Annotated in this window: 26 protein-coding genes; 9 read left to right on the top strand and 17 right to left on the bottom strand. The window is 67.0% G+C overall.

The features are described from left to right. Positions 1-29: 29 nt before the first annotated feature. Together ACVN9Z_RS05665 and argB are read right to left on the bottom strand one after the other, a co-directional pair. Positions 30-776, bottom strand: a complete 747-nt coding sequence (locus ACVN9Z_RS05665) for a pyrimidine 5'-nucleotidase (protein WP_006389863.1) — start codon at positions 774-776, stop codon at positions 30-32. Beyond that, a complete protein-coding gene (gene argB, locus ACVN9Z_RS05660; protein WP_026382124.1) occupies positions 776-1,678 on the bottom strand; it encodes an acetylglutamate kinase in 903 nt (300 codons plus the stop codon). The genes ACVN9Z_RS05665 and argB overlap by 1 nt, the downstream gene beginning before the upstream one ends. 335 nt (positions 1,679-2,013) lie before the next feature. Between argB and ACVN9Z_RS05655 the strand changes: the two genes are divergently transcribed. Next, the gene (locus ACVN9Z_RS05655) at positions 2,014-2,802 is read left to right on the top strand and encodes a MetQ/NlpA family ABC transporter substrate-binding protein (RefSeq protein WP_006389865.1); all 789 of its coding nucleotides are present in this window, start codon (positions 2,014-2,016) and stop codon (positions 2,800-2,802) included. Positions 2,803-3,000: 198 nt separating this feature from the next. On the opposite strand, the gene ACVN9Z_RS05650 is transcribed toward ACVN9Z_RS05655, so the two are convergent. Genes ACVN9Z_RS05650 through ACVN9Z_RS05635 form a run of 4 tightly spaced genes read right to left on the bottom strand, consistent with a single transcriptional unit; the run spans position 3,001 to position 5,338 of the window. Beyond that, positions 3,001-3,495: a peroxiredoxin family protein gene (locus ACVN9Z_RS05650; protein ID WP_006389866.1), complete on the bottom strand. Its 495-nt coding sequence runs from the start codon at positions 3,493-3,495 to the stop codon at positions 3,001-3,003. Next, positions 3,492-4,238: a BON domain-containing protein gene (locus ACVN9Z_RS05645; RefSeq protein ID WP_006389867.1), complete on the bottom strand. Its 747-nt coding sequence runs from the start codon at positions 4,236-4,238 to the stop codon at positions 3,492-3,494. The genes ACVN9Z_RS05650 and ACVN9Z_RS05645 overlap by 4 nt, the downstream gene beginning before the upstream one ends. Further along, the gene (locus ACVN9Z_RS05640; protein ID WP_006389868.1) at positions 4,235-4,828 is read right to left on the bottom strand and encodes a phosphoheptose isomerase; all 594 of its coding nucleotides are present in this window, start codon (positions 4,826-4,828) and stop codon (positions 4,235-4,237) included. The genes ACVN9Z_RS05645 and ACVN9Z_RS05640 overlap by 4 nt, the downstream gene beginning before the upstream one ends. A 30-nt stretch (positions 4,829-4,858) precedes the next feature. Further along, positions 4,859-5,338, bottom strand: a complete 480-nt coding sequence (locus ACVN9Z_RS05635) for a YraN family protein (protein WP_054485436.1) — start codon at positions 5,336-5,338, stop codon at positions 4,859-4,861. 66 nt (positions 5,339-5,404) lie between these two features. Between ACVN9Z_RS05635 and rsmI the strand changes: the two genes are divergently transcribed. Next, a complete protein-coding gene (gene rsmI, locus ACVN9Z_RS05630; protein ID WP_006389870.1) occupies positions 5,405-6,334 on the top strand; it encodes a 16S rRNA (cytidine(1402)-2'-O)-methyltransferase in 930 nt (309 codons plus the stop codon). Between the two features lie 3 nt (positions 6,335-6,337). Further along, a complete protein-coding gene (locus ACVN9Z_RS05625) occupies positions 6,338-6,955 on the top strand; it encodes a methylated-DNA--[protein]-cysteine S-methyltransferase (protein WP_006389871.1) in 618 nt (205 codons plus the stop codon). Between the two features lie 3 nt (positions 6,956-6,958). Here the strand turns inward: ACVN9Z_RS05625 and ACVN9Z_RS05620 are convergent, their stop codons facing one another. Together ACVN9Z_RS05620 and rapZ are read right to left on the bottom strand one after the other, a co-directional pair. Next, positions 6,959-7,915, bottom strand: a complete 957-nt coding sequence (locus tag ACVN9Z_RS05620) for a septal ring lytic transglycosylase RlpA family protein (protein WP_024070668.1) — start codon at positions 7,913-7,915, stop codon at positions 6,959-6,961. Continuing rightward, the gene (gene rapZ, locus ACVN9Z_RS05615; RefSeq protein ID WP_006389877.1) at positions 7,912-8,784 is read right to left on the bottom strand and encodes an RNase adapter RapZ; all 873 of its coding nucleotides are present in this window, start codon (positions 8,782-8,784) and stop codon (positions 7,912-7,914) included. Before rapZ ends, ACVN9Z_RS05620 begins: the two co-directional genes overlap by 4 nt. 199 nt (positions 8,785-8,983) lie before the next feature. Here rapZ and ACVN9Z_RS05610 point away from each other — a divergent pair, with 199 nt between their 5' ends. Next, positions 8,984-9,739, top strand: a complete 756-nt coding sequence (locus ACVN9Z_RS05610) for a c-type cytochrome (RefSeq protein WP_006389878.1) — start codon at positions 8,984-8,986, stop codon at positions 9,737-9,739. A gap of 11 nt (positions 9,740-9,750) precedes the next feature. Then, a complete protein-coding gene (locus ACVN9Z_RS05605; protein ID WP_458213218.1) occupies positions 9,751-11,034 on the top strand; it encodes a c-type cytochrome in 1,284 nt (427 codons plus the stop codon). Here the strand turns inward: ACVN9Z_RS05605 and ACVN9Z_RS05600 are convergent, their stop codons facing one another. From ACVN9Z_RS05600 to ACVN9Z_RS05560, 9 genes are all read right to left on the bottom strand, one after another. Beyond that, complete coding sequence (locus ACVN9Z_RS05600; protein ID WP_020925981.1) at positions 11,035-12,468, bottom strand: aminotransferase-like domain-containing protein; 1,434 nt, start codon at positions 12,466-12,468, stop codon at positions 11,035-11,037. Between the two features lie 21 nt (positions 12,469-12,489). After that, a complete protein-coding gene (gene hprK, locus ACVN9Z_RS05595) occupies positions 12,490-13,416 on the bottom strand; it encodes an HPr(Ser) kinase/phosphatase (protein ID WP_006216298.1) in 927 nt (308 codons plus the stop codon). Positions 13,417-13,435: 19 nt separating this feature from the next. Continuing rightward, positions 13,436-13,891, bottom strand: a complete 456-nt coding sequence (locus tag ACVN9Z_RS05590; protein WP_006389881.1) for a PTS sugar transporter subunit IIA — start codon at positions 13,889-13,891, stop codon at positions 13,436-13,438. Positions 13,892-14,278: 387 nt separating this feature from the next. Continuing rightward, positions 14,279-14,614: a ribosome hibernation-promoting factor, HPF/YfiA family gene (gene hpf / locus ACVN9Z_RS05585; RefSeq protein ID WP_006389882.1), complete on the bottom strand. Its 336-nt coding sequence runs from the start codon at positions 14,612-14,614 to the stop codon at positions 14,279-14,281. Positions 14,615-14,834: 220 nt separating this feature from the next. After that, positions 14,835-15,629 (bottom strand): LPS export ABC transporter ATP-binding protein, encoded by a 795-nt coding sequence (gene lptB / locus ACVN9Z_RS05580; RefSeq protein ID WP_076469712.1) that lies wholly within the window; start codon positions 15,627-15,629, stop codon positions 14,835-14,837. A 32-nt stretch (positions 15,630-15,661) separates the two neighbouring features. Beyond that, positions 15,662-16,303 (bottom strand): lipopolysaccharide transport periplasmic protein LptA, encoded by a 642-nt coding sequence (gene lptA / locus ACVN9Z_RS05575; RefSeq protein WP_006389884.1) that lies wholly within the window; start codon positions 16,301-16,303, stop codon positions 15,662-15,664. Continuing rightward, entirely contained in the window at positions 16,300-16,932 is a 633-nt protein-coding gene (gene lptC / locus ACVN9Z_RS05570) for an LPS export ABC transporter periplasmic protein LptC (protein ID WP_006389885.1), read from the bottom strand. Before lptC ends, lptA begins: the two co-directional genes overlap by 4 nt. 30 nt (positions 16,933-16,962) lie before the next feature. After that, a complete protein-coding gene (locus ACVN9Z_RS05565) occupies positions 16,963-17,571 on the bottom strand; it encodes a KdsC family phosphatase (protein ID WP_006389886.1) in 609 nt (202 codons plus the stop codon). Beyond that, on the bottom strand, positions 17,568-18,557 hold the full coding sequence (locus ACVN9Z_RS05560; RefSeq protein WP_006389888.1) for a KpsF/GutQ family sugar-phosphate isomerase: 990 nt from the start codon (positions 18,555-18,557) through the stop codon (positions 17,568-17,570). The genes ACVN9Z_RS05565 and ACVN9Z_RS05560 overlap by 4 nt, the downstream gene beginning before the upstream one ends. Before the next feature lie 105 nt (positions 18,558-18,662). Between ACVN9Z_RS05560 and purT the strand changes: the two genes are divergently transcribed. The 4 genes from purT to cydB all read left to right on the top strand — a co-directional run bounded on the left by purT (position 18,663) and on the right by cydB (position 23,564). After that, positions 18,663-19,880 (top strand): formate-dependent phosphoribosylglycinamide formyltransferase, encoded by a 1,218-nt coding sequence (gene purT / locus ACVN9Z_RS05555; protein WP_006389889.1) that lies wholly within the window; start codon positions 18,663-18,665, stop codon positions 19,878-19,880. A gap of 269 nt (positions 19,881-20,149) precedes the next feature. Continuing rightward, positions 20,150-20,695, top strand: a complete 546-nt coding sequence (locus ACVN9Z_RS05550; protein WP_020925982.1) for a GbsR/MarR family transcriptional regulator — start codon at positions 20,150-20,152, stop codon at positions 20,693-20,695. Between the two features lie 129 nt (positions 20,696-20,824). Continuing rightward, positions 20,825-22,399, top strand: coding sequence for a cytochrome ubiquinol oxidase subunit I (locus tag ACVN9Z_RS05545; RefSeq protein WP_006389891.1), 1,575 nt, complete (start codon positions 20,825-20,827; stop codon positions 22,397-22,399). A gap of 13 nt (positions 22,400-22,412) precedes the next feature. Beyond that, entirely contained in the window at positions 22,413-23,564 is a 1,152-nt protein-coding gene (cydB, locus tag ACVN9Z_RS05540) for a cytochrome d ubiquinol oxidase subunit II (protein WP_006389892.1), read from the top strand. Positions 23,565-23,576 lie beyond the last annotated feature (12 nt).

Genomic DNA, 23,576 nt, shown 5'->3' with positions numbered 1-23,576 from the left:
ACGGTGGAGGAGGGAGGGCGCGTCGGCGATCAACCCCGCAAGGGGCGCCGGCGCAGCAGCAAATCACTGACGGAGTTTACCCGCAAGTCGACGTAGGCCGGCCGTTGTGCGCGGCCGCGCGCGAACGGGGTGCCGGGATGGAACACATGCACCGTGCGCAGCCCGGCGCGGCGCGCGCCGCGCAGATTGGCAAGGGTGTCTTCCACCAGCACCGCCTGGCGCGCCGGCACGCCTTCGCGCGCCAGCACGTAGCGCAGCAGCGCCGGCGATGGCTTGGGGCGGAATTCGCCATGCAGGCGCATGTGCTCGATGGCCCACAGGCTGTCGAACTGGCGCAGGATGCCCAGCCGCCGCAGCACCGCGCGCGCGTAATGCAGCGGCGCGTTGGTCAGCAGTACCTTGCGCCCGGGCAGTTGCTTCAGCTTGTACGCCAGCGCCTTTTCGGCGCGCACGAGCGGATTGACGTCGAAATCATGGCTGCGATGCAGGAAGACATGCGGGTCCACGCCATGGTGCCGGACCATGCCGATCATCGTGGCGCCATAGCGCTGCCAGTACTGCTTGCGCACGGCATTGGCGGTGTCGACGTCGACCTCCAGCGCCTCGGCCACCGCCATGGTCATGCCATGGTCGATTCGAGGGAAGATCGCATGCGACGTATCGTGCAGCGTGTTGTCCAGGTCGAACAACCACAGGCGCCCGGGGGCGTCCGTGGTCGTGCGGCGCGAGCGGCGCTGGCGCACCGCCGGCCGCAGCAGGGTGCGCAGCGCTCGCATCAGTGCGAGCTGATCATCGTGCCAACGCCTTGGTCGGTCAGGATTTCCAGCAACAGGCAATGCGGCACGCGGCCGTCGACGATGTGCACCGAATTGACGCCATTCTTGGCGGCATCCAGCGCCGACGAGATCTTGGGCAGCATGCCGCCCGAGATGGTGCCGTCGGCGAACAGTTCGTCGATGGTCTGGGCCGACAGGCTGCGCAGCAGCTTGCCGCCCTTGTCCAGCACGCCCGGGGTGTTGGTCAGCATCAGCAGCTTTTCGGCGCCCAGCACTTCGGCCATCTTGCCGGCGACGACGTCGGCGTTGATGTTGTAGGCGGTGCCGTCTTCACCGTAGCCGATGGGCGAGATGACCGGAATGAACTGGTCGTCCTGCAGGGCCTTGACCACCGCCGGCTCGACCAGGGTGATGTCGCCGACGAAACCGATGTCGATCGGTTCGGCCGGGTTTTCCTTGTTGGCCATCAGCTTCTTCTGGGCCTGGATCAGTCCACCGTCCTTGCCGGTCAGGCCCACGGCCTTGCCGCCGACCTCGTTGATCATCATGACGATGTCCTGCTGGACCTGGCCGCCCAGCACCCATTCGACCACTTCCATGGTCTCGGCATCGGTGACGCGCATGCCCTGGATGAAGGTGCCCTGCTTGCCGATGCGGCGCAGCGCGTCGTCGATCTGCGGGCCGCCGCCATGCACCACCACCGGATTCAGACCCACCAGCTTGAGCAACACCACGTCATGCGCGAAGCTGCGCTGCAGGCGCTCTTCCGTCATGGCGTTGCCGCCGTACTTGACCACGATGGTTTTGCCGTGGAATCGTCGGATATAAGGCAGCGCTTCGGAGAGCACCGCGGCTTTGACAGCGGGAGACGAGACGGCAGCAGGGTCGGGGGTGTCGGTCATGGCAGCTAAGTCGGCAATAAGTAGGGTATGAAAGTTAGAGGTTGAAAGCCCGCGCCAGCGATGGCGGACAGGCATTGCCCCCCGTGGGGGCGTGGGGTCCGGCAGTAAAAAAATGCCTGCACAGGAACGCGTTGGCAACGCGGTAGCGCAAGCATACGACGGATTGTAGTACCCGCAGGTTGCTTATGCTTTAAACCCATGTTGTTATGCCCGACAAATAACCGGCATTCGGGTAAATTGGGGGCGTTTTCGCAACGGAGCACCCCTCACAAGGGGGAATCTCCACACCGGCCGGGCATATGCCCCCAAATTTCTACCTATAAAAGAGGCAACTCATGCGTTTGAATTTCGTCCGTTCCGCCCTGGTGGCGTCGGCCCTGCTGGTGGCAGCCACCGCCGCCCATGCCGAAAAGATCGTGGTGGGCGCCACCCAGGTGCCGCATGCCGAGATCCTGGAAGTGGTCAAGCCGCAGTTGGCCAAGGAAGGCGTGGAACTCGACATCAAGGTGTTCAACGACTACGTGCAGCCCAACCTGCAACTGGCCGACAAGCAGCTCGATGCCAACTTCTTCCAGCACAAGCCGTACCTGGATACCTTCAACAAGGACCGCAAGGCCACGCTGGTGCCGGTCGCCCTGGTGCACGTGGAGCCGTTCGGCGGTTACTCCAAGAAGATCAAGAGCCTGGCCGAACTGAAGGACGGCGCCACCGTCGCCATCCCGAACGATCCGTCCAATGGCGGGCGCGCGCTGGTGCTGCTGCAGAAGCAGGGCGTCATCAAGCTGAAGGATCCCTCCAACATCCTGGCGACCGCCGCGGACGTGACCGATAACCCCAAGAAGCTGAAGTTCCGCGAACTCGAGGCCGCCATGCTGCCGCGCTCGCTGGACGACGTCGACCTGGCCCTGATCAACACCAACTACGCGCTCGAAGCCGGGCTGGTGCCGACCAAGGACGCGCTGTTCATCGAGGGCTCGGATTCGCCGTACGCCAACATCCTGGTGACCCGCTCGGACAACAAGGACGCGCCGGGAATCAAGAAGCTGGTCAATGCGCTGCATTCGCCCGAGGTGAAGAAGTTCATCGTCGAGAAATACAAGGGCGCCGTGGTGCCGGCGTTCTGATCGCGACGCTTCCCCTGCCGAAACCGCCCGCATCATGCGGGCGGTTTCTTTTTGGGCCAGGCGCTGGCTTCGGACGTGGGGCCAGGGGGGCGGCGGGGATCGGCCCGGGGTGTGGCCGAGGCCGGCGGGCCGCCCGCGGCCAAATGAAAACCGCCCGGCAGGCGGGCGGTTCATGGCGGCGGCCAAGCGGACCGGGGTTCAGCCCGCGGCCAGTGCCTTCTCGACGGTGGCATGGAATTCGGCCACGTCGTACTCGCCCAGGTAGCGCTTGATAATGCGTCCCTGTTTGTCGATCAGGAAGGCCGTGGGCGTCAGGCGGATGTCGCCAAAGGCGCGGGCGATGTTGCCCTTGGTGTCCAGCGCCACCGGGAACGGCAGCTTGCGGCTTTCGCTGAAGTTCAGCACGTAGTTGGGCGGGTCGTAGTCCATGGCGACCGCGATGGCCTCGTAGCCCTTGCCCGCGTACTCGTTGTAGGCCGAGATGGTTTCCGGCATCTGCTTGACACAGGTGACACAGCTGGTGGCCCAGAACTTCACCAGGACCACCTTGCCGCGCAGGTCCTGCATGGAGAAGGTCTTGCCCTCCAGCGTGGTGAAGGTCACGTCGGGCGCGGTTTGCGTGGGGCGCAGGGTGAACCAGGCGCCGACGCCGACCGCCACCAGGACGGCCAGGGCTACGATGGCTTTTTTCATTTGATGGGCATCGCCTCTACGGCACTGCCACCGCTGCTGGGCGCGCTGCTGCCGCTGTCGGCAGCGCCCGCGCCGCTTTCGATGGGGGCCTTGGTTTCCGTGGTGGTCGACTTGCTGCCGCTGCTGGACAGGCGGATCGCTTCCTCGCGGCTGATGGTCTCGAACAGTTTTACCACTTTTGCCACGCCGCCGAGGTCGGCCACCGCGTTGGCGGCGTAGTCGCCCTCGGCCTGCGTCACCTTGCCCATGAGGTAGACGACGCTGTGGTCGGTGGTGACGGCGATGGTGCCGGAGGGCACGTACTTGGTGTTGATCAGCGCGGTCTTGGCCTTGGACGTCAGCCAGGTGTCGTTCGAGCGCACGCCGAACGACGCGATCGGACCGACGGTGAGTTGGTTGACCACCTGCTTGACGTTCTCGACGCCCTGGGCGATGGCAGTGGCCTGCGACTTGGCTTCCTCGGTGGGCACGTCTCCGGTCAGCAGCAGGTGGCCGCCGTACGCCATGGCGTTGACGCGCGCCGCGTCGCCGAGCTTGTCGGAGATCTGCTTCTGGGCCTTGAAGGCCATGTTCTGGTCTTCGAGCTGGATCCCCGAGGTGCGCCGGTCGGTGACGACGACGGCGGTGGTGGCGGCCGCGCCGCCCACGATCAGGGGCGCGCAGGCCGACAGCGACAGCGCGGCGCCGGACAGGGCCGCGGCGAGCAGCAGGGGGCGGGCGGCGGTTCTGGCGTCTGAAATCATTCGGTGTCTCCAAGCAGAAGAGCGTCAATGCCGTCGCAAAGCGCATGCAACAGCAGTATATGGACTTCCTGGATGCGCATGGTGCGATCGCTGGGAACACATAGATGGACGTCCATTGGCGTGATGAGTTCCCCCATGACGCCGCCGCCCTTGCCGGTCAGGGCCAGGACGTGCATTTCGCGGCTGGCGGCCGCCTCCATGGCGCGCACCACATTGGGCGAATTGCCGCTGGTGGAAATGGCCACCAGCACGTCGCCGGCCTGGCCAAAGGCGTTGACCTGGCGTTCGAACACTTCGTCGAAACCGTAGTCATTGCCGACGGCGGTCAGGATCGAGGTGTCGGTGTTCAGGGCGATGCCGGCCAGGGGCAGGCGTTCGCGTTCGAAGCGGCCGACCAGTTCGGCGATGAAATGTTGCGCGTCGGCGGCCGAGCCGCCGTTGCCGCAGGCCAGAATCTTGCCGTTGTTGGCCAGGGCGCCAAACAGCACGTCCACCGCGATTGCCAGCGGCTCGGCCAGCACGTTCATGCTTTGTTCGTACGTGGCCATGGCGTCGCGAAAGTGCGACGTCATTCGAGAGGTCATATCCATGGCCGCGATTATCTCACGGGCGGCGCCCGATCAAGGCAGCTCGAACGCCGCGCGTAGCCACCGGACCTGGCCGCCGTCGAAGAGCACGGCGTCGAAGCGGACCGCGGGCGGCCTGCCGCGCCAATGGCGTCGGGCCAGCTCGGGCAGCCAGTGGGCCGCCGCGCGCGCCAGCCGCGCCTGTTTGTCACGGCCGATGCTGGCGGCCGCGCCGCCATAGGCGTCTGCCTGGCGTGAACGCACTTCGACCAGCACCAGGATGTCGCCTTCACGCATGGCCAGGTCGATCTCGCCGGCGCGGCAGTGCAGGTTGCGCGCCAGCAGCACCAGGCCGGCGGCCTGCAGCAGGCGCAGCGCGGCGTCTTCATGGGCGTCGCCGGTGCGTTGGCGGGGCGAGCGCCGGGGAGGCGGGCGGTCCGCGGGGCCGGCGCGTCGCGCCCCGCGGCGGCGGCGTTTTTCGGCGCGGCGGCGTGCCGCCAGGGCGAGCTCGAAAGCGAATGTGTCAACCGTCATGCCAGTTCCGAAACGGGGGGGCGATGGCGGCTACACTGGCATGGTTTTCCGTGTAAGTAGGCTGCAATGAACCAAAATGTCTCACCCCCGGTGGCCGGCGATGCCTGGGCCCGCGTGGCTGAACGCGTGGCCGGGCAGCATTGGCCGGCCTCGACGCTGTATGTGGTGGCCACGCCGATCGGCAATCTGGGCGACCTGGGGTTGCGGGCCTGGCACGCGCTGCAGCGCGCCGACGTGATCGCGGCCGAAGACACCCGCGCCAGCCGCACCCTGCTGGATGCCTGGGGCGTCGGCACGCCCCTGATGGCGGCTCACCGACACAATGAAGCGGCGGCGGCGCAGGCCATCTGCGAACGCCTGGCCCAGGGCCAGCGCGTGGCGCTGGTGTCGGACGCCGGTGCGCCGGCGGTCAGCGACCCCGGGGCGCGCGTGGTGCGCGCGGTGCGTGAAGCCGGTTTCGCCGTGGTGCCGGTGCCCGGCCCCAGCGCGGTGATCGCCGCCTTGATGGGCAGCGGCGTCACCACCGACGAAAATCCCGCATACGCGTTCGCCGGCTTTGCGCCATCCAAGGCCGCGGCCCGCCAGCGCTGGCTGCGCACCTGGTGCGCGTTGCCCGCGCCGGTGGTGATGTTCGAATCGCCGCATCGGCTCGCGGCGACCCTGGCGGATCTGCTGGAGGTCTGTGGCCCCGCCCGCCTGGTGACGGTGGCCCGTGAACTGACCAAGCGTTTCGAGGAGATCGCCACGTTCCCGCTGTCCGAGGCCGCCGCCTGGCTGGCAGCCGACCCGCATCGCGAGCAGGGGGAATTCGTGCTGATCGCGCATGCCCAGGCGGGTGGCGAGGTCGACGAAGACGCCGACCCGCGCGCCGACGCGTTGCTGGACGCGCTGCTGGAAACCCTGTCGCTGCGCGATGCCTCGAAGGTTGCGGCCAAGGTCACCGGCCTGTCGCGCGACGTCCTGTACAACCGGGCCCTGGCCCGCAAGAATTCGTAAGCCATGATCTACATCGCACAGGCACGCAAGCGTCCCGGCGAAGCGGCCGAACGCGTGGTCTATCGGGACATGCCCACGCCTTTGGGTGAAATGCGGCTGGTGGCCAGCGCCAGGGGCCTGCGCGGCGCCTGGTTCACCGACCAGATGTCGCTGCCCCCGGCCGACGGCTGGGTGCTCGACGAATCGGATCCCATCCTGGAACAGGCGCGGCGCGAACTGGACCAGTGGTATGCCGGCGAGCGCCGCGATTTCGACGTGGCGCTCGATCCGGTCGGCACGCCGTTCCAGCACGAGGTCTGGCGCGCCCTGTGCACGCTGGATTTCGGCCAGCTTGCCAGTTATGGCGAACTGGCGCGCGTCGTGGGGCGTCCCAAGGGGGCCCAGGCGATCGGCGGCGCGGTCGGGCGCAATCCGGTCAGTATCATCATCCCCTGCCATCGCGTGATCGGCGCGGACACCTCACTGACCGGGTTTGGCGGCGGCCTGCCGCGCAAGCAGGCGCTGCTCAAGCACGAAGGCAGCCAGTACCTGAGCCGCAATCCGCGCGCGCGGCGGGTTTGCGACGGGCAGGCGCAACTGCCGTTCGAGTTGCCGACGTTCGACTGGCCGCCGGCAAGGTAGGCGTTATTGCGCGGCGATGCTGGGGGTGATGCCGAGGCGGTCGGACACCAGCTGTACCGCGTTCAAGGCGCTCTGGCGATCCGGATAGGGCCCGATCTTGACGCGGTAAAGGTTGTTGGCCTGCTCCACCGCGGCCGCTGGCGCGCCCTCGGCGCCCAGCTGCGTATTGATGCGGCTGACCAGTGATTGCGCGTTGGCCGGCTGGCTGAACGCGCCCACCTGCAGGTAGACGCTGCCGGCCGCGCCCATCGGGCGCACCGGCGCGCTGCCCGGCGCGGGCGCGGGCTGCTGCGCCAGCGGCTGGGGTTCCAGCGCCACCGGCGCGGCGGCAACGGGTGTGGCCACCGGCGTGGAGCCGGTCGCCGAGGCGGGCATCGGCGCCGGCGTGCCTTGCGAGGCCAGGCGGCGGATCTCGTCCTGTCCGATGCTCTCGACCACCACCTGGCCGCTGCCCGGCCCGATGATGCCCAGCTTGTAGGCCGCCACGTACGACAGGTCCATGATGCGGTCGCTGTGGAATGGCCCGCGGTCATTGACTCGCACGACGATGGTCTTGCCGTTGACCAGGCTGGTGACGCGCGCGTAGCTCGGGATCGGCAGCGTGGTGTGGGCCGCCGTCATGGCGTACATGTCGTACGGTTCGCCGATGGAAGTGGAGTTGCCGTGGAACTTCTTGCCGTACCACGAGGCGATGCCCTGGCGCTTGTAGGGCTGGCCGCTGGTATCCGGCACGTAGCGCTGGCCGAACACCACATACGGCCGGTTGGCGCCGCTGGCGTAGGGCTCGATGCGCGGCACCGCGTCCGGAACCTGGTCCAGGTTGGACGGCGGATTGGCGTCCGGGCCATCGTCCTTGTAGTACCCGCCGCCTTTCTTGCGTCCCCCGGTGGAAGAGCAGCCGGCCACGGCAATGGCCAGCAACAGCATCATCAGGATATGGAGCGGGCGGGACAGGATCATGCGGATTCGTCGGGCAGTTGGGTGCGATGGCGCACCAGCAGCGGGTCGTGGTCGGCAAAGCGCTTGGCCAGCTCTTCGACCACGTAGACCGAACGATGCTGGCCGCCGGTGCAACCGATGGCGACCGTCAGGTAGTTGCGGGTGTCTTGCGTGTATTGCGGCAGCCAGCGGTTCAGGAAGCCGGTGATGTCGTCGATCATCTGGCCCACCTGTTCATAACCGGCCAGCCAGGTGGCGACGGGCTCGTCGCGGCCGGTCAGCGGACGCAGGTTGCGGTCGTAATAGGGGTTCGGCAGGCAGCGCACGTCGAACACCAGGTCGGCATCGCGCGGCACGCCGCGCTTGTAGGCGAACGATTCGAAGGTCAGCACCAGCGGCGCGCGGTCGGCCTGGATCAGGTCGCGGATCCACGCGCGCAGCTGGCCCGGGGTGAGTTCCGAGGTGTCGATGACGTGTTCCTGCTCGCGCAGCGGCGCCAGCAGTTCACGTTCGAGCGCGATGCAGTCGGTCAGCGACGGGGCGGTGCCGCCGCGTTGCAGCCGGTCGGTCAGCGGATGGCGGCGGCGCGATTCGGAGTAGCGTTGCACCAGGGTGTCGGTGCTGGCATCCAGGAACACCACGCGCAGGCTGGTTCCCATGGCGCGCAGCGCGGTGACCACGTCCGGCAGTTCGGCCAGTTCGCCCGGCGAACGCACGTCGATGGCGACCGCCACGCGTTCCAGGCCGTCGTCACGGGCATTGGCGATGAATTCAGTCAGGAACCGCACCGGCAGGTTGTCGACGCAGGTGTAGCTGGCGTCCTCGAGCATGCGCAGGGCGACGGACTTGCCTGAGCCTGAGATGCCGGTGACGAGGACGACTTTCAACATGGACATGATTGTGGCACGCTTTTCCGGGAGGATGCCGGCGGGTTGGCATCTGATATGGCCGTAAACTGCGGATCTGCGCCTGTACCGTTTTACCGCCCCTGGCGTAAGCTTGGGCACCGGCACACGACCGAGATTCATCTACGCGCCCCGCCGCCATGCGCTTCCGGGGTTGGTTCGACTTAGTGTTAACTGGCCCTAGATGTTAGCCTTCATTTCCTTTCGTAGTGTTTCACTGCCACGGTTTTGGGCAAAATCCCGGCTTCTGGCCGCCGCCGTTGTGGCCTTTTCCGCAGCCCCCGTGCTGGCCCAGGACACGCCCCAGGTATTGCAGCCCGGCACCATGGCGGCCCGGGTGGCGGCCTGTACGGCCTGTCACGGCGAGCAGGGCCGCGCCGGCGCCGACGGTTATTACCCGCGCCTGGCCGGCAAGCCGCAGGAATACCTCTACCACCAACTGCTCAATTTCCGCGACGACCGGCGCCAGTACCGGCCCATGGCGCACCTGCTGGCGGGCCTGCCGGATGCCTATCTGCACGAAATGGCCGGCTACTTCGCAGCGCAGCACGTGCCGTATCCGCCGCCGGTGCGCGCCGAGGTGTCCGCCGCCACGCTGGAAGCCGGCCGCAGGCTGGCGCTCGGCGGCGATGCCGCCCGCGGCCTGCCGGCCTGTGCGTCCTGTCACGGCGCCTCGTTGGGCGGCCTGTTGCCGGCCGTTCCCGGATTGCTGGGCTTGCCGCGCGACTACATCAGCTCGCAGATCGGCAGCTGGAAGAACGGCCTGCGCCGCGCCGCCGCGCCCGATTGCATGGCCGACGTTGCCCACAAACTCACGCCCGCGGACATCGGCGCCCTGGCGGCCTGGCTGTCGTCGCAGCCGGTGGCTGACGACTATGCGCCCGAACCGGCCGGTTCCCTGCGCCTGCCAGCCGAGTGCGGCAGCCAGGCGCAGCGTTGAGGGGGCACGCCATGAAACTGATGAAGCGACTCCTCGGCATCCTGTTGGCGCTGGCCGTGTTGGCGGTCGGCATTCTCTATTGGCAAGGCACGCGCGACGATGCCAGCACCGGCCCGACCGAGGCGCCGGCCGATCCGCAGCAGCGCATCGAGCGCGGCCGCTACCTCGCCCTGGCCGGCAATTGCATGGCCTGCCATACCGCGCGCGGGGGCCAGGCGTATGCCGGAGGCACCGCCATTCCGACGCCATTCGGCACGATCTACGGCCCCAACATCACGCCCGACGAGAAGACCGGCATCGGCGCCTGGAGCGCGGATGATTTCTGGCAAGCGCTGCACAACGGCAAGTCGCGCGACGGCACGCTGTTGTATCCGGCCTTCCCGTACACCGAATACACCCGCGTCACGCGTGCCGACTCGGACGCCCTGTTCGCCTATCTGCGTACGGTCACGCCGGTCGAACGGCCGAGCCGCGCGCCGGAACTCGATTTCCCGTACGACCGGCGCATCCTGCTGGCGGCGTGGCGCGCCCTGTATTTCCGCCCTGGCGTGCAGGAGGCCGATCCGGGCCAGTCGACCCAGTGGAACCGCGGACGTTACCTGGTCGAGGGCCTGGGCCACTGCGCCGCCTGCCATGCGCCGCGCAACAGCCTGGGCGCGACGCGCGCGGCCGACAGCCTGGCTGGCGGCATCATTCCCATGCTGGACTGGTATGCGCCGCCCTTGACCAACGATCCGCAGACGGGCCTGGGGCGCTGGTCGGCCGAAGACATCGCGGCGCTGCTGCGCACCGGCATCGCGGCCCACTCCAGCGCCAGCGGCCCGATGGCCGAGGTGGTGCTGGGCAGCACGCAGCACCTGAGCGATGCCGACGCACTGGCGATGGGCGTGTATCTCAAATCGTTGCCGTCGACTCCGGCGCCGGCAGCGGTCGCGAGCGCCGCGGTCGCGCCCGCGGCGATGGAGCTTGGCGGCAAGATCTACCGCCAGCAATGCGCGCAGTGCCACCAGCCGGCGGGCGAGGGCAGCGCGGGCGCCTGGCCCGCGCTGGCCGGCAACCCGACCGTGACGGCGCCGTCTCCGCTCAATGCCATACGCATGGTGCTGGATGGCGGCTTCGCGCCGGCCACCGCGGCCAATCCGCGGCCCCACGGCATGCCGCCGTTCGGCCAACTGCTCAATGACAATGATGTCGCCATGCTGGTGTCCTACATCCGCAACAGCTGGGGCAACCAGGCGGGGGGCGTGACGCCGCTGGAGGTCAAGCGCGCCCGCGCCGCCTCGACCCGCAACTGATCAGGAGGGCCGCGTCGCCTGGCTGCAGGCCGCGCGCGCCATCTCGCCCAGGACGCGGATGGCGTCGGCCTTGCCGTCGTCCCATGGATGGCCGTAGTTCAGCCGCAGGGCGTTGCCGAACTGCCCGCTGGCCGAGAAGATCGGTCCCGGCGCCACGCTGATGCCGCGCGCCAGCGCCTGCCGGTGCAGCGCCAGCGCGTCCACCGCCGCGGGCATTTCCAGCCACAGGAAGAAACCGCCCTGCGGACGCGTCACGCGGGTCCCGGCGGGAAACTCGCGCGCGATCGCATTGGCCATCAGGTCCTGCTGGGCCTGCAGCGTTTCGCGCAGCCGGCGCAGGTGGCGGTCGTAGCCGCCTTGCTCCAGGTATTCGGCGAGCGCGCCCTGGGCCGGACCGGACGCCGACAGGGTGGACGACAGTTTCAGGCGCTGCACGCGCTGCGTATAACGGCCGGCGCTGGCCCAGCCGATGCGGTAGCCCGGCGCCAGGCACTTGGAGAACGACGAACAGTGCAGCACCAGCCCGTGCTTGTCGAAGGCCTTGGCAGGCACCGGCCGGGCCGCGCCGAAGTACAGCTCGCCGTAGACGTCGTCCTCGATCAGCGCGATTTCGTGGCGCGCCAGCAGCTCGACCAGCTGCCGCTTCTTTTCCTCGGGCATCAGGCTGCCCAGCGGATTCTGGAACTGCGTCATCAGCCAGCAGGCCTTGGGCCGGTGGCGCTTGATCGCCGTTTCCATGGCCTCCAGGTCCACGCCGGTGCGCGGATGCGTGGGCACTTCCAGCGCCTTCAAGCCGTGGCGCTCCAGCGCCTGCAGGGCGCCGTAGAAGGTCGGCGCTTCGACGATGACCGTGTCGCCGGGTTCGGCCACGGCCTGCAGGCACAGGTTGAGCGCTTCCAGCGCGCCATTGGTGACCACGATGTCGTTGGCCGGCACGTTGATGCCGGCGATCAGATAGCGCAGCGCGATCTGCCGGCGCAGGCCGGGGTTGCCGGGCGACAGGTCTTCTATCGTGTCCAGCGGGTCCTGGCGCTTGAGATGGGCCGACATGGCCTGGGCCAGCCGCGGCAGCGGGAACAGCAGCGGCGACGGAAAGGCCGAGCCCAGCGGCGTGACGTCGCGGTTGCGCACGGAATCGAGGATGTCGAAGATGCGCTCGCTGATCGCCAGCTCGGTCGATTCGCCGTCGGGACAGGACGTGTCCGGTTCGGGCGGCAGACTGTCGTCGCGCGCATTGACGTAGTAGCCGGAACGGGGGCGGGCGCGGACCAGGCCGCGCGCTTCCAGCAGGTAATAGGCCTGGAATACCGTCGACGGACTGACGCCGCGGCTGGAACAGGCATCGCGCACCGAGGGCAGCTTGTCGCCCACGCGCAGCACGCCGTCGCGGATCGACTTGGCGATCTCGTTGGCGAGTTTCTCGTACAGGCTCACGGTGCCGCGGGGCGACGCGCGTTATTTGCTGCTTTGCAGGATCGCCATGGCCTGGCGTTCCATGAATTCGCCCAGGGTGTCGATGCCGCGCAGCTTCAGGATGGTGTTGCGCACGGCGGCTTCGACCAGCACCGCCAGGTTGCGGCCGGCGGCAACCTGCAGCATGACCTTGCGCACGGGCAGGCCCAGCATGTCCTGGGTGATGTCCTGCAGCGGCAGGCGTTCGAACTTGTCCTGCGCGGTGGCGCGCACCAGGTGCACGATCAGCTTCAGGCGCATCTTGCGTCGCACCGAGGTCTCGCCGAAGATGGTGCGGATATCCAGCAGGCCCAGGCCGCGCACTTCCAGCAGGTTCTGCAGCAGCTGCGGGCAGTGGCCTTCGATCATGTTGGGCGCGGTGCGCGAGAATTCGACCGCGTCGTCGGCCACCAGGCCGTGGCCGCGCGAAATCAGCTCCAGCGCCAGTTCGCTCTTGCCCAGGCCGGATTCGCCGGTGATGAGCACGCCCAGGCCCAGCACGTCCAGGAACACGCCATGCACGGTGGTGGTGGGCGCGAGCTTCTTGCCCAGGTAGATGCGCAGCAGGTCGATCAGCTGCGCGGCCGCCACGGGAGTGGACAGCAGCGGCACCTGGTGCTGGTCGCACTGGTCCACCAGGTCCTGCGGCGGCGTCAGGCCGTCGGCCAGCAGGATGGCCGGCACGCCGCCGATCAGCAGCTCGTCCATGTGGTGCATGCGGCGGCGCAGGTCGAAGCGCGTGTAGTACGCCAGTTCCTCCTGGCCGAACACCTGGATACGCGACGGGTGGATCAGGTTCAGGTGGCCCACCAGGTCGGCGGCCGCCATGCCGTCATCGGGAATCGCGCGGTCCGCGGCCCCCTGGCCGGAAATCCAGTTGAAGGGGATTTTGTCGGCGTTGTCGTCGACGAGTTCCTGCACCGTGAGCATGGCAGCGTTTCCGCGAGGGTCAGAGTTGGCCGGTGGTGAGCATCTTGTGCACGACGGCCGGATCCGGCTCGGTGGCCAGGGCCTCGCGCAGGGCCTTGTTGGACATCAGTTGCGCCAGTTCGGCCAGGATGTCCAGGTGTTGTTGCGTGGCGGTTTCCGGCACCAGCAGACAGAGCAGCATCGAGACCGGCTGGCCGTCCGGTGCGTCGAACGTGATGGGCTGCGCCAGGCGGATGAAGGCGGCCAGCGCCTGCTCCAGGCCCTTGACCCGGCCGTGCGGCACGGCAACGCCCTGGCCCAGTGCCGTCGAGCCCAGGCGTTCCCGTGCAAACAGGCTGTCGAACACGAGCGCGCGTGCCAAGCCGTGGTTGTTTTCAAAGAGGAGGCCAGCCTGTTCGAACGCGCGTTTCTTGCTCGTAGCGAGCATATCGAGGACGACGTTGCCGGCGGGAAGGATGCGCGACAAATGATTCATCGGGTCATTATAGGGTTATATGACGCACTGCAAAAAAACTCCGGTGGGAGGCACTTTCCTGGCGGTCCGCACCCTCCTGGATCAGGCCGCCGCTCCCGGCACGAGAGCGACAGCATAGACCGATAGCGCCGCGTTGTGGGCATTCTTCGTGCGCAGGTAGGTATACCAGCACGGTATGGCGTGCTCGCTGCGAGCGGATATTCGGGGAGTACACGGCGCTCCGCGGCCATGTGCCGGGGAATCGGGGGACAAGGAGAAGGGAACTGAGGGAGGGAGTTTGCCGATGCCCCGGCTGGACGATGCGTCTAGCGGGACACCGGGACTTAGGCAGGATTCAACGATTGCTGTTTCCTGGCTCGCACGGCGAGCGGATCATGAAGCGCGTTGTTACTGGGTTGGCGAGAGGCTCGCCGCTTGCCGCTTCACGGACTCTGCCGAGTGGCTTCGTACCTTGTCCTTGTGCTTGATGACCTGACGGTCGACTTTGTCAGCAAGAAGGTCGATCGCGGCGTAGAGGTTTTCATCGGTTGCTTCACAATGAATGTCCTTGCCACTAAGACGCATGGTGATTTCGGCTCTGTGCCGCAGGGGCTCTACTGAGAGCATGACCTGGGTATCGATGACGTGATCGAAATGCCGCAGCACTCGCGCCAGTTTGTTCATGACATATTCCCGGATGGCCGGGGTGACGTCGAGGTGACGACCGCAGATGCTCAGGTTCATAGTGTGCTCTCCTTCTAAAAGAGGAAAAAATGGTGCGCGGAAGGCGCGGTGGGGTCGTTAGGCGTTCTCCTTGTTCGAGGGGTTCGTTTGATACTAGTGTATAGACTCGGGCCGATAAAACAAGCTGACCTAGCGCAAGTTCATGGCACTTTCATGGCGGCCGCCCAGGGGCGTGCCCCAGGGGCCGTCGCGGACCCTGGGACTTTCCCCAATCGGGGTGTTACATGCGGAAGTGTTCGCCCAGGTAGACGCGCCGAACGGCCGGATCGCCGACGATTTCGTCGGGGTGACCGTCGGTCAGCACCTTGCCTTCGCTGATGATGTAGGCGCGGTCGCAGATGCCCAGCGTTTCGCGCACGTTGTGGTCGGTGATCAGCACGCCGATGCCGCGGCCCTTCAGGAAACGCACGATGCGCTGGATCTCGATCACGGCGATCGGGTCCACGCCCGCGAAGGGCTCGTCCAGAAGGATGAAGCGCGGGCTGGTGGCCAGCGCGCGCGCGATTTCGACCCGGCGGCGCTCGCCGCCCGACAGCGAGATGGCGGCGTTGCTGCGGATATGGCCGATCTGCAGCTCTTCGAGCAGCAGTTCCATCTGTTCATTGATCTTGGGCGTGGACAGCGCGCGGCCGTCCGGCCCCAATTGCAATTCGAGCACGGCGCGGATGTTCTGCTCGACCGTCAGGCGCCGGAACACCGAGGCGTCCTGGGGCAGGTACGACAGTCCCATGCGGGCGCGCTTGTGGATCGGCATCGCGGTGATCACCGAGCCGTCGATCTCGATGCGGCCGGCGTCGGCCGGCACCAGCCCGACGATCATGTAGAAGCTGGTGGTCTTGCCCGCGCCGTTGGGGCCGAGCAGGCCGACCACTTCGCCGCTGGAGACGGACAGGGACACGTCCTGCACCACGGTGCGGCCGTTGTAGGTCTTGCGCAAGCCGGTTGCGCGCAGGCTGCCCTGCTTGACGCCCGAAGGGGCGGAGGTCACGGGAGTCTGCACAGAGGGTTGGTTCATCGTGGCTGCGTGTGGATAACGTGGGAGGCGCTTCAGCGCCCCTTCTTCGATTCTTGCTGCTTGCGGCACTCGGCGATCGCGGCATCGGACTTGGCGCGCGGCTCGGCCACCGAGCGCACCCGACCGCCGGCGGCCGACGAGTTCGGGCCTCCCTGGGCCTCGTAGGTGCCGCTTTTCTCGTTGTAGCGCACCCGGTCGCCGCGAATCGTGTCAAACGGCTTGCCACAGACATAGCGCACCACCACGGCCTGGCCGATCAGGTCGAAGGTGCTCTTGGTGCCGTCGTATTCGGCGCGCAGGCCCTTGCCTTCGATCAGTTCGAAGTTCTCGGGACGTTCCTGGCGGATGGTCACGACCTTGCCCTTGTTGGCGGTCGCCGTGCCGTACTGGTTGCCCGCGGCGTCTTCGCGCATTTCCAGATTGTCGGAGGTGAGCGTCATCAGGCCGCGCGTCATGTTGACGTTGCCCGTGAAGACGCTCTGCTTTTTCACGTCGTCGTAGTGCAGCGTATCCGACAGGATCGTGGTGGTGGGTTCCTCGGCGGGCGCGGTCTTGCTTGCGCCGGCGGCCGGCTTGGGGTCGGCGGCGAGCGCCGGCGCAACCGCCGATGCCATCAACAGCACCGCGCCCAGCAGGCGCGTGGTGGGGGCAATGCGAATCCGGAAGTCGGTCATGGTTTCTTCTGGTCAGAGGTGTTGGCAGGGCTGTCGGCCTGGCGGCGCGGCTTGTTCTCCGAGCCGGCGATCTCCACGTCCGTGGAGGCCGATACCTGCAGTTGGCGTGTCTTGTTGTTGTAGTGCATACCCTTGCCGTTCATGCGCGAGCGTCCCTTGATGACCTCGGCCGGCAGGTCGGTGTACACCACGTCTTCGTCGGGCAGCAGGATCAGCTGTTGGCTGCGCACGTCCAGCACGTCGTTGTTGGCGTCGGGCTGGCGGTGCACGTGGGCGTCGCCATTCATGACGATGCGCTTGCCGCCCTGTTCCATGACGGCGGTCTTGGACACGCCCACGGTGATGGGGCTGGCTTCGCGCTGGCCGACGGCCCGCGGTTGGGTGATGTGGTACGAATCGTCGTCGGGGAAATGCTCGGCGTAATCGCCTTCCAGCCGGTTGATGGGGCGACCGGTCGGGTCGGTGCGCAGCATCACGAAATTGCGCGACCAGGCGTCCATTTCGTGCGTGACGCGGCGCGGCGGATCCGTCTGGATGGCCCGTTGCGCGTAGTCGGCGGCCCAATACGTGCTGGCGACCAGCACCAGCAGCAGGAACAGCGCGATCAGGGAAGGGAAACGATCTTTCATCAGGTGTGCGAAGCGAGGTTGGGGGCGCGCTTACTGGATGGCGCCCGGGCCGAGCAGCCCCGGCGCGGCCAGGAATCCGCCCAGCCGGCCCTGGGAAGCCAGCAGCAGGTCGCAGCACTCGCGGACCGCGCCACCGCCGCCAGGTTGCGTGGCGATCCAGTGGGCCGCCTGGCTGACATAGCCCGGCGCATTCGGCACGCTGGCGGCGAAGCCCGCGCGTTGCATTGCCGGCAGGTCGATGATGTCGTCGCCCATGTAGCCGGTCTGGTTCAGTTGGACCGCGCTGCGCTGCGCAAGTTCGGCCAATGCGGCACCCTTGTCGCGCACGCCCTGCATGATCTCGGAAATGCCCAGTTCGGCGGCGCGGCGCGCCACGATCGGGCCGGAGCGGCCGGTCATCAGAGCGACCTTCAGGCCGCCTTCCATCAGCAGGCGCAGCCCGTGGCCGTCCAGCGCATGGAAGCGTTTCTGCACTTCGCCGCTTTCCCCGTAATACAGGCTGCCGTCGGTGAGCACGCCGTCCACGTCGAAGACCATCAGGCGCACGGCGGCGGCGCGTTCGCGCACGCCCGGCGGGATGCGGGCCAGGACCAGCGCTTCGGCGGGGTGGGTGATCGAGGGAGGAAGAGTCATAGTCATACCACTTTGGCGGCCATCAGGTCGTGCATGTGCAGGGCGCCGAGCAGGCTGCCATCGGCATCCAGCACCAGCATGTGATTGAGCCGCAGTTCGTCCATCTGGCGCGCGGCCTCGACGGCCAGCGCGTCCGGGTTGATGCTGCGCGGCGAGCGTGTCATGCCGGCCTCGACGTTCAGGCTGCGGATGTCGCCGTAGCGCGCGATCAGGCGACGCAGGTCGCCGTCGGTGAAGATGCCCACGGGGCGGCGCTGCGGGTCGCATACGACCGTCATGCCCATGCCTTTGGCGGACATGACCTCGAGTGCCTGCGCCACCGGCGTGCCCAGGGCCACCACGGGCAGGGCGTCGCCCTGGCGCATGACGTTGCGCACGTGGGTCAGCAGGCGGCGGCCGAGGGCGCCGCCAGGATGCGAGCGGGCGAAATCCTGCGGGCCGAAGCCGCGCGCTTCGAGGCAGGCCACCGCCAGGGCGTCGCCCAGCGCCAGGGCGGCCGTGGTGCTGGCAGTGGGCGCCAGGTTCAGGGGGCACGCTTCCTGGGCCACGCTGGCGTCCAGGTGGACATCGGCCAGCAGGGCCAGTTCGGACTGCGGATTGCCCGTGATGGCGACCAGGCCCGCGCCCATGCGGCGGGCGACAGGCAGGATGGTCAGCAATTCCTGGCCGGAGCCGGAGTACGAAATGGCGATCAGGACGTCGTCGCGGGTGATCATGCCCAGGTCGCCGTGCACCGCCTCGGCGGCGTGCACGAAGAAGGCGGGCGTGCCGGTGGAGGCCAGCGTCGCCGCGATCTTGCGGGCCACATGGCCGGTCTTGCCGATGCCGCTGACCACGACGCGGCCGCGGCAGGCCAGCAGCATGGCGACGACCTGCGCGAAGCTGTCGTCGAGCCGGGCGGACAGGTCCAGGATGCCCTGGCTTTCGATTTGCAACGTCCTGCGCGCAGATGCCAGCGCGGTCTCGGACGATGTGGTGGGATGGTCGGTCATCAGGGGATTTTAATATCAGGTTGCGGGTTTGCCCCGGGCTGGGGGGTATGGCATCCTGGCGGCTCTTTCATCCGGCTATCACTCTTTCCTTTCCAGGCCCGCTCCATGTCCAGCATTCCCAGTCCCGTCCTCGGCACGCCCCTGTCCCCCCTGGCCACCCGCGTCATGCTGCTCGGGTCGGGCGAACTGGGCAAAGAGGTCATCATCGCCCTGCAGCGGCTGGGCGTGGAAGTCATTGCGGTGGACCGGTATGCGGACGCGCCCGGACACCAGGTGGCGCATCGCGCGCACGTGGTGTCGATGACGGATCCCGAAGCCCTGGAAAAGGTCATCCGGCAGGAGCAGCCGCACGTTATTGTCCCCGAAATCGAGGCCATTGCCACCAATTTGCTGGTGCAGCTCGAATCGGCCGGCGTGGCGCGGGTCACGCCGACCGCCCGGGCGGCGCAACTGACCATGAACCGCGAGGGCATCCGCCGCCTGGCGGCCGAGACCCTGGGCCTGCCCACGTCGCCCTATGCCTTCGTCGACACGGAAGACGAGTTGCGCCAGGCCATCGATGGCGGCATCGGCTATCCCTGCGTCATCAAGCCGGTCATGTCCTCGTCCGGCAAGGGCCAGTCCCTCATCAAGGCGCCCGAAGAGGTCGCGTCCGCCTGGCGCTACGCCCAGGAAGGCGGCCGGGTCGGGGGCGGCCGCGCCATCGTCGAGGGATTCATTCGCTTCGACTACGAGATCACCCTGTTGACCGTCCGGGCGCGCGGCGCCGACGGCCAGGTCGAGACCCGCTATTGCGAGCCGATCGGCCACAAGCAGGTCGACGGCGACTATGTCGAAAGCTGGCAGCCGCATCCCATGTCGCCGGCCGCGCTGGCGCGGGCCCGCGAGATCGCGTCGGCGGTCACGGCGGAATTGGGCGGGCTGGGCATCTTCGGTGTCGAACTTTTCGTGGCCGGTGACCAGGTCTGGTTTTCGGAAGTGAGCCCGCGGCCGCACGATACGGGCATGGTCACCATGATCACCCAGGCTCAGAACGAATTCGAGCTGCACGCCCGGGCCCTGCTGGGGCTGCCGGTGGACACCTCGCTGCGCCAGCCCGGCGCCAGCAGCGTCATCTATGGCGGTGTCGACGCCCAGGCCGTGTCGTTCCACAACGTGGCGCAGGCCCTGGCCGAGCCCGGCACCGACATCCGCCTGTTCGGCAAACCCGAATCCTTCGTCAAGCGCCGCATGGGCGTGGGCCTGGCCGTGGCGGGCGACGTCGCGGCGGCCCGTGCCAAGGCCAAGCGCGTTTCCGCCGCCGTGACCGTCAAGGCCGGCTGACCTTCCCGCTTTTCCGGGCGCTTGGCGCCCGGCTTCCCGTTGTTTCCCGCCACCGTCCCACCGGCCGGTGGCTTTTTTTCGTCGTTCGGCCGCAACAAACGCCGATTGAATCCACGGCGAAAGCGGTTGAATACGCTGCGCTTGCGGTCTTGCCCCCACCGGGAGTGTGGTTTGTGTTTTCGCACAGTTTGTTCGATAATTTCAGGAATTTCTGAAAACGGCGTAACTATTTATGTTTGCGCCGTTGCATTTGTCGGCCTGGATTCCTCATGGTGCTTACCCCCCAAAACGAACGTTTCGTCCTGCACTTCGGCGAAATGGGCAGCCGTTGGGGCGTGAACCGCACCGTCGGCCAGATCTACGCCTTGCTGTTCCTGGCGCCCCAGCCCCTGCATGCCGACGACATCGCCGAAACGCTCGGCTTTTCCCGCTCGAACGTCAGCCTGGGCCTGAAGGAACTGCAGTCCTGGCGCCTGGTGAAGCTGGTGCACCAGGTCGGCGACCGCCGCGACTACTTCGAGACCCCCAAGGATGTGTGGGAGATCTTCCGCATCCTCATGGAAGAAAAGCGCAAGCGCGAGATCGATCCCACCCTGACCCTGCTGCGCGACACGCTGCTCGAGCCCCCGAGCGGGCCCGATGGCGCCTACGCCCAGCAGCGCATGACCGAAATGCTGGAGCTCATCGAACTGTCCACCGGATGGTTCGATGAGGTTCAACGTCTGCCGCCGGAGACACTGCAGAACCTGATGAAACTGGGTTCGAAGGTGCAGAAAGTGCTGGGCTTCGCCGGCAAGTTGCGGGGCAAGGGTTGATTTTTGATCTGCCCCGTTTTTTTCAGGAAACCTCTATGAAGCTGTATACAACGCCCTTATCATGGCGCCAGAGTCGGCCTGGGAACCATGCCGGTTGCTGTGGCTACTCACCTGCAAGGGAGCGCCTCAATGATTGATCTCGACGTCGTCAACCTGTCGCGATTCCAGTTTGCCGCGACCGCGCTGTACCACTTCCTCTTCGTCCCCCTCACGCTCGGCCTGTCGTTCATCCTGGCCATCATGGAGAGCGTGTACGTCATGACTGGCCGCCCCATCTGGAAGCGGATGACAATGTTCTGGGGCACCCTGTTCGGCATCAACTTCGCGCTGGGCGTGGCCACGGGCGTGGTCATGGAGTTCCAGTTCGGCATGAACTGGTCGTACTACAGCCACTACGTGGGCGACATCTTCGGCGCGCCGCTGGCGCTCGAAGGGCTGATGGCCTTCTTCCTGGAAGCCACCTTCGTCGGCCTGTTCTTCTTCGGCTGGAACCGCATGTCCAAGGTCAGCCACCTGGTGGTGACCTGGCTGGTGGCGTTCGGCACCAACTTCTCGGCGCTATGGATCCTGATCGCCAACGGCTGGATGCAGAACCCGGTGGGCGCGGTGTTCAACCCCGACACCATGCGCATGGAAATGACCGACTTCGCCGCGGTGATCTTCAACCCGGTGGCGCAGGCCAAGTTCGTGCACACGGTCAGCGCGGGCTACGTCGCGGGCGCCATGTTCGTCATGGCGATCAGCGCCTGGTACCTGCTCAAGGGCCGCCACACCGACCTGGCCAAGCGCTCGATGGCGGTGGCCGCCAGCTTCGGCCTGGCTTCTGCGCTGTCGGTGGTGGTGCTGGGTGACGAAAGCGGTTATCTCACCACCGAGCACCAGAAGATGAAGATCGCGGCCATGGAATCCATGTGGCACACCGAGCCGGCGCCCGCGTCCTTCAACCTGATCGCGCTGCCCAACCAGGCCGAACGCAAGAACGACTTCGCCATCGAGATCCCCTACGTCATGGGCATCATCGGCACGCGTTCGCTGACGACGCCGCTGCTGGGCATCAACGACCTGATCCTGCGGGCCGAGAACCGCATTCGCGACGGCATGGTGGCGTACGATGCGCTGCAGAAGATACGCGCCAATCCCAAGGACGTCGACGCGCGCATGGTGTTCGACCGCACCTGGCCCGATCTCGGCTACGCGCTGCTGGTCAAGCGCTACCAGCCAGACATGAGCAAGGTCACCGAGGAAGACATCAAGAAGGCCGCGGTGGATACCGTGCCGAACGTGGCGCCGCTGTTCTGGGCGTTCCGCATCATGGTGGCCGTGGGCATGTACCTGATCCTGTTCTTCGGCGTGGCGTTCTGGCTGGCCTCGCGCGGCCGCCTGGACAGCCGTCGCGGCCTGCTGAAGGTGGCGCTGTGGAGCCTGCCCCTGCCCTGGGTCGCCATCGAGAGCGGCTGGTTCGTGGCCGAGTATGGCCGCCAGCCATGGGTGATCGAAGGCGTGCTGCCGACGTACTACGCGGCATCGGGCCTGACCATCGCCGACCTGGCCATCAGCCTCACGATCTTCCTGGTGCTGTACACCGCGCTGCTGATCATTGGCGTGAAGGTCATGCTGCACGCCGTGCGCAAGGGCCCGAAGTCCGACGCGCCGGCCCCGGCCAGCGCCGCCGCCGATCCCGTCCACGCCGCCGTGCGCGCTTAAGGGGAGAGAAACAATGGATACCCTTATTCCTTTCGACTACGCCACCTTGCGGGTGGTCTGGTGGGTGCTGCTGGGCGCGCTGCTGATCGGCTTTGCCGTCATGGACGGCTTCGACCTGGGCGTGGCCGCGCTGTTGCCGGTGGTCGCCAAGACCGATGCCGAACGCCGCGTGGTGATCAACGTGGTCGGCCCCGTGTGGGAAGGCAACCAGGTGTGGCTGATCACCGCGGGCGGCGCCATCTTCGCCGCCTGGCCGCTGTTGTATGCCGCTTCGTTCTCGGGCTTCTACCTGGCGATGATGCTGGCGCTGATCGCGCTGATCTTGCGTCCGGTCGGTTTCAAGTACCGCAGCAAGATGGAAGGCACGCGCTGGCGCAACAGTTGGGACGGCGTGCTGTGCTTCTCGGGCGTGGTGGCCTCGCTGGTGTTTGGCGTGGCCGTGGGCAACATCATCCTCGGCGTGCCGTTCACGTTCGACGACAACGCGCTGCGCATGGTGTACCAGGGCCATTTCTACCAGTTGTTCACGCCCTTCGCGCTGCTGTGCGGCGTGTTGAGCGTGTTGATGCTGGCCATGCACGGCGCCGTGCTGCTGGCGTGGCGCACCGAGGACCCGGTGTCGTCGCGGGCCCGTAACTGGGGCCGCCTGTGCGCGCTGCTGACGCTGGCGCTGTTCGTCGCGGGCGGCTTCTGGGTGGCCAAGCTGGGCGGCCATGCGATCACCAGCACTGTCGACCTGCAAGGGCCGTCGGACCCCATGCTCAAGACGGTCGCCGTGGCGCCGGGCGCCTGGATGGCCAACTACGCCAAGTGGCCGCTGATGTGGATCGCGCCGGCGTTGGGCGTGGCCGGCGCCGTGCTGGTGCTGCTGCTGTTGACGCTGCGCGCCAATGTGCTGTCGTTCCTGGCCTCGGCGGTATCGATCGCCGGGATCATCCTGACAGTCGGCTTTTCGCTGTTCCCGTTCCTGATGCCCTCGTCCAGCAACCCGAAGGCGGGCCTGACGGTCTGGGACGCCTCCTCCAGCCACATGACGTTGTGGATCATGGTGATCGCCGTCGTCATCTTCCTGCCCATCGTGACGCTCTACACCGCCTGGGTGTACCGCGTGATGCGGGGCAAGGTGACCCACGCATCCGTGGGCGACACGCCCAACTCATACTGACAAGGAGTTTGC

It is taken from the genome of Achromobacter sp. KK8 (assembly GCF_054188005.1).
The sequence above is the reverse complement of the archived record's forward strand: the minus strand, read 5'-3'. Positions and strand labels throughout refer to the sequence as shown.

Coding starts and splice junctions, on each gene's coding strand:
- ACVN9Z_RS05645 (WP_006389867.1), bottom strand. CDS start 4,238: ATGATTTCAGACGCCAGAACCGCCGCCCGCCCCCTGCTGCTCGCCGCG.
- ACVN9Z_RS05560 (WP_006389888.1), bottom strand. CDS start 18,557: ATGACCGACCATCCCACCACATCGTCCGAGACCGCGCTGGCATCTGCG.
- lptB (WP_076469712.1), bottom strand. CDS start 15,629: ATGAACCAACCCTCTGTGCAGACTCCCGTGACCTCCGCCCCTTCGGGC.
- ACVN9Z_RS05620 (WP_024070668.1), bottom strand. CDS start 7,915: ATGATCCTGTCCCGCCCGCTCCATATCCTGATGATGCTGTTGCTGGCC.
- hpf (WP_006389882.1), bottom strand. CDS start 14,614: ATGAACCTGAGCATCTGCGGTCGTCACCTCGACGTCACCCCGGCCATC.
- ACVN9Z_RS05545 (WP_006389891.1), top strand. CDS start 20,825: ATGATTGATCTCGACGTCGTCAACCTGTCGCGATTCCAGTTTGCCGCG.
- ACVN9Z_RS05665 (WP_006389863.1), bottom strand. CDS start 776: ATGCGAGCGCTGCGCACCCTGCTGCGGCCGGCGGTGCGCCAGCGCCGC.
- hprK (WP_006216298.1), bottom strand. CDS start 13,416: ATGCTCACGGTGCAGGAACTCGTCGACGACAACGCCGACAAAATCCCC.
- argB (WP_026382124.1), bottom strand. CDS start 1,678: ATGACCGACACCCCCGACCCTGCTGCCGTCTCGTCTCCCGCTGTCAAA.
- ACVN9Z_RS05650 (WP_006389866.1), bottom strand. CDS start 3,495: ATGAAAAAAGCCATCGTAGCCCTGGCCGTCCTGGTGGCGGTCGGCGTC.
- ACVN9Z_RS05640 (WP_006389868.1), bottom strand. CDS start 4,828: ATGGATATGACCTCTCGAATGACGTCGCACTTTCGCGACGCCATGGCC.
- purT (WP_006389889.1), top strand. CDS start 18,663: ATGTCCAGCATTCCCAGTCCCGTCCTCGGCACGCCCCTGTCCCCCCTG.
- rsmI (WP_006389870.1), top strand. CDS start 5,405: ATGAACCAAAATGTCTCACCCCCGGTGGCCGGCGATGCCTGGGCCCGC.
- ACVN9Z_RS05610 (WP_006389878.1), top strand. CDS start 8,984: ATGTTAGCCTTCATTTCCTTTCGTAGTGTTTCACTGCCACGGTTTTGG.
- ACVN9Z_RS05550 (WP_020925982.1), top strand. CDS start 20,150: ATGGTGCTTACCCCCCAAAACGAACGTTTCGTCCTGCACTTCGGCGAA.
- ACVN9Z_RS05655 (WP_006389865.1), top strand. CDS start 2,014: ATGCGTTTGAATTTCGTCCGTTCCGCCCTGGTGGCGTCGGCCCTGCTG.
- lptA (WP_006389884.1), bottom strand. CDS start 16,303: ATGACCGACTTCCGGATTCGCATTGCCCCCACCACGCGCCTGCTGGGC.
- ACVN9Z_RS05605 (WP_458213218.1), top strand. CDS start 9,751: ATGAAACTGATGAAGCGACTCCTCGGCATCCTGTTGGCGCTGGCCGTG.
- rapZ (WP_006389877.1), bottom strand. CDS start 8,784: ATGTTGAAAGTCGTCCTCGTCACCGGCATCTCAGGCTCAGGCAAGTCC.
- ACVN9Z_RS05635 (WP_054485436.1), bottom strand. CDS start 5,338: ATGACGGTTGACACATTCGCTTTCGAGCTCGCCCTGGCGGCACGCCGC.
- ACVN9Z_RS05590 (WP_006389881.1), bottom strand. CDS start 13,891: ATGAATCATTTGTCGCGCATCCTTCCCGCCGGCAACGTCGTCCTCGAT.
- ACVN9Z_RS05565 (WP_006389886.1), bottom strand. CDS start 17,571: ATGACTATGACTCTTCCTCCCTCGATCACCCACCCCGCCGAAGCGCTG.
- lptC (WP_006389885.1), bottom strand. CDS start 16,932: ATGAAAGATCGTTTCCCTTCCCTGATCGCGCTGTTCCTGCTGCTGGTG.
- cydB (WP_006389892.1), top strand. CDS start 22,413: ATGGATACCCTTATTCCTTTCGACTACGCCACCTTGCGGGTGGTCTGG.
- ACVN9Z_RS05625 (WP_006389871.1), top strand. CDS start 6,338: ATGATCTACATCGCACAGGCACGCAAGCGTCCCGGCGAAGCGGCCGAA.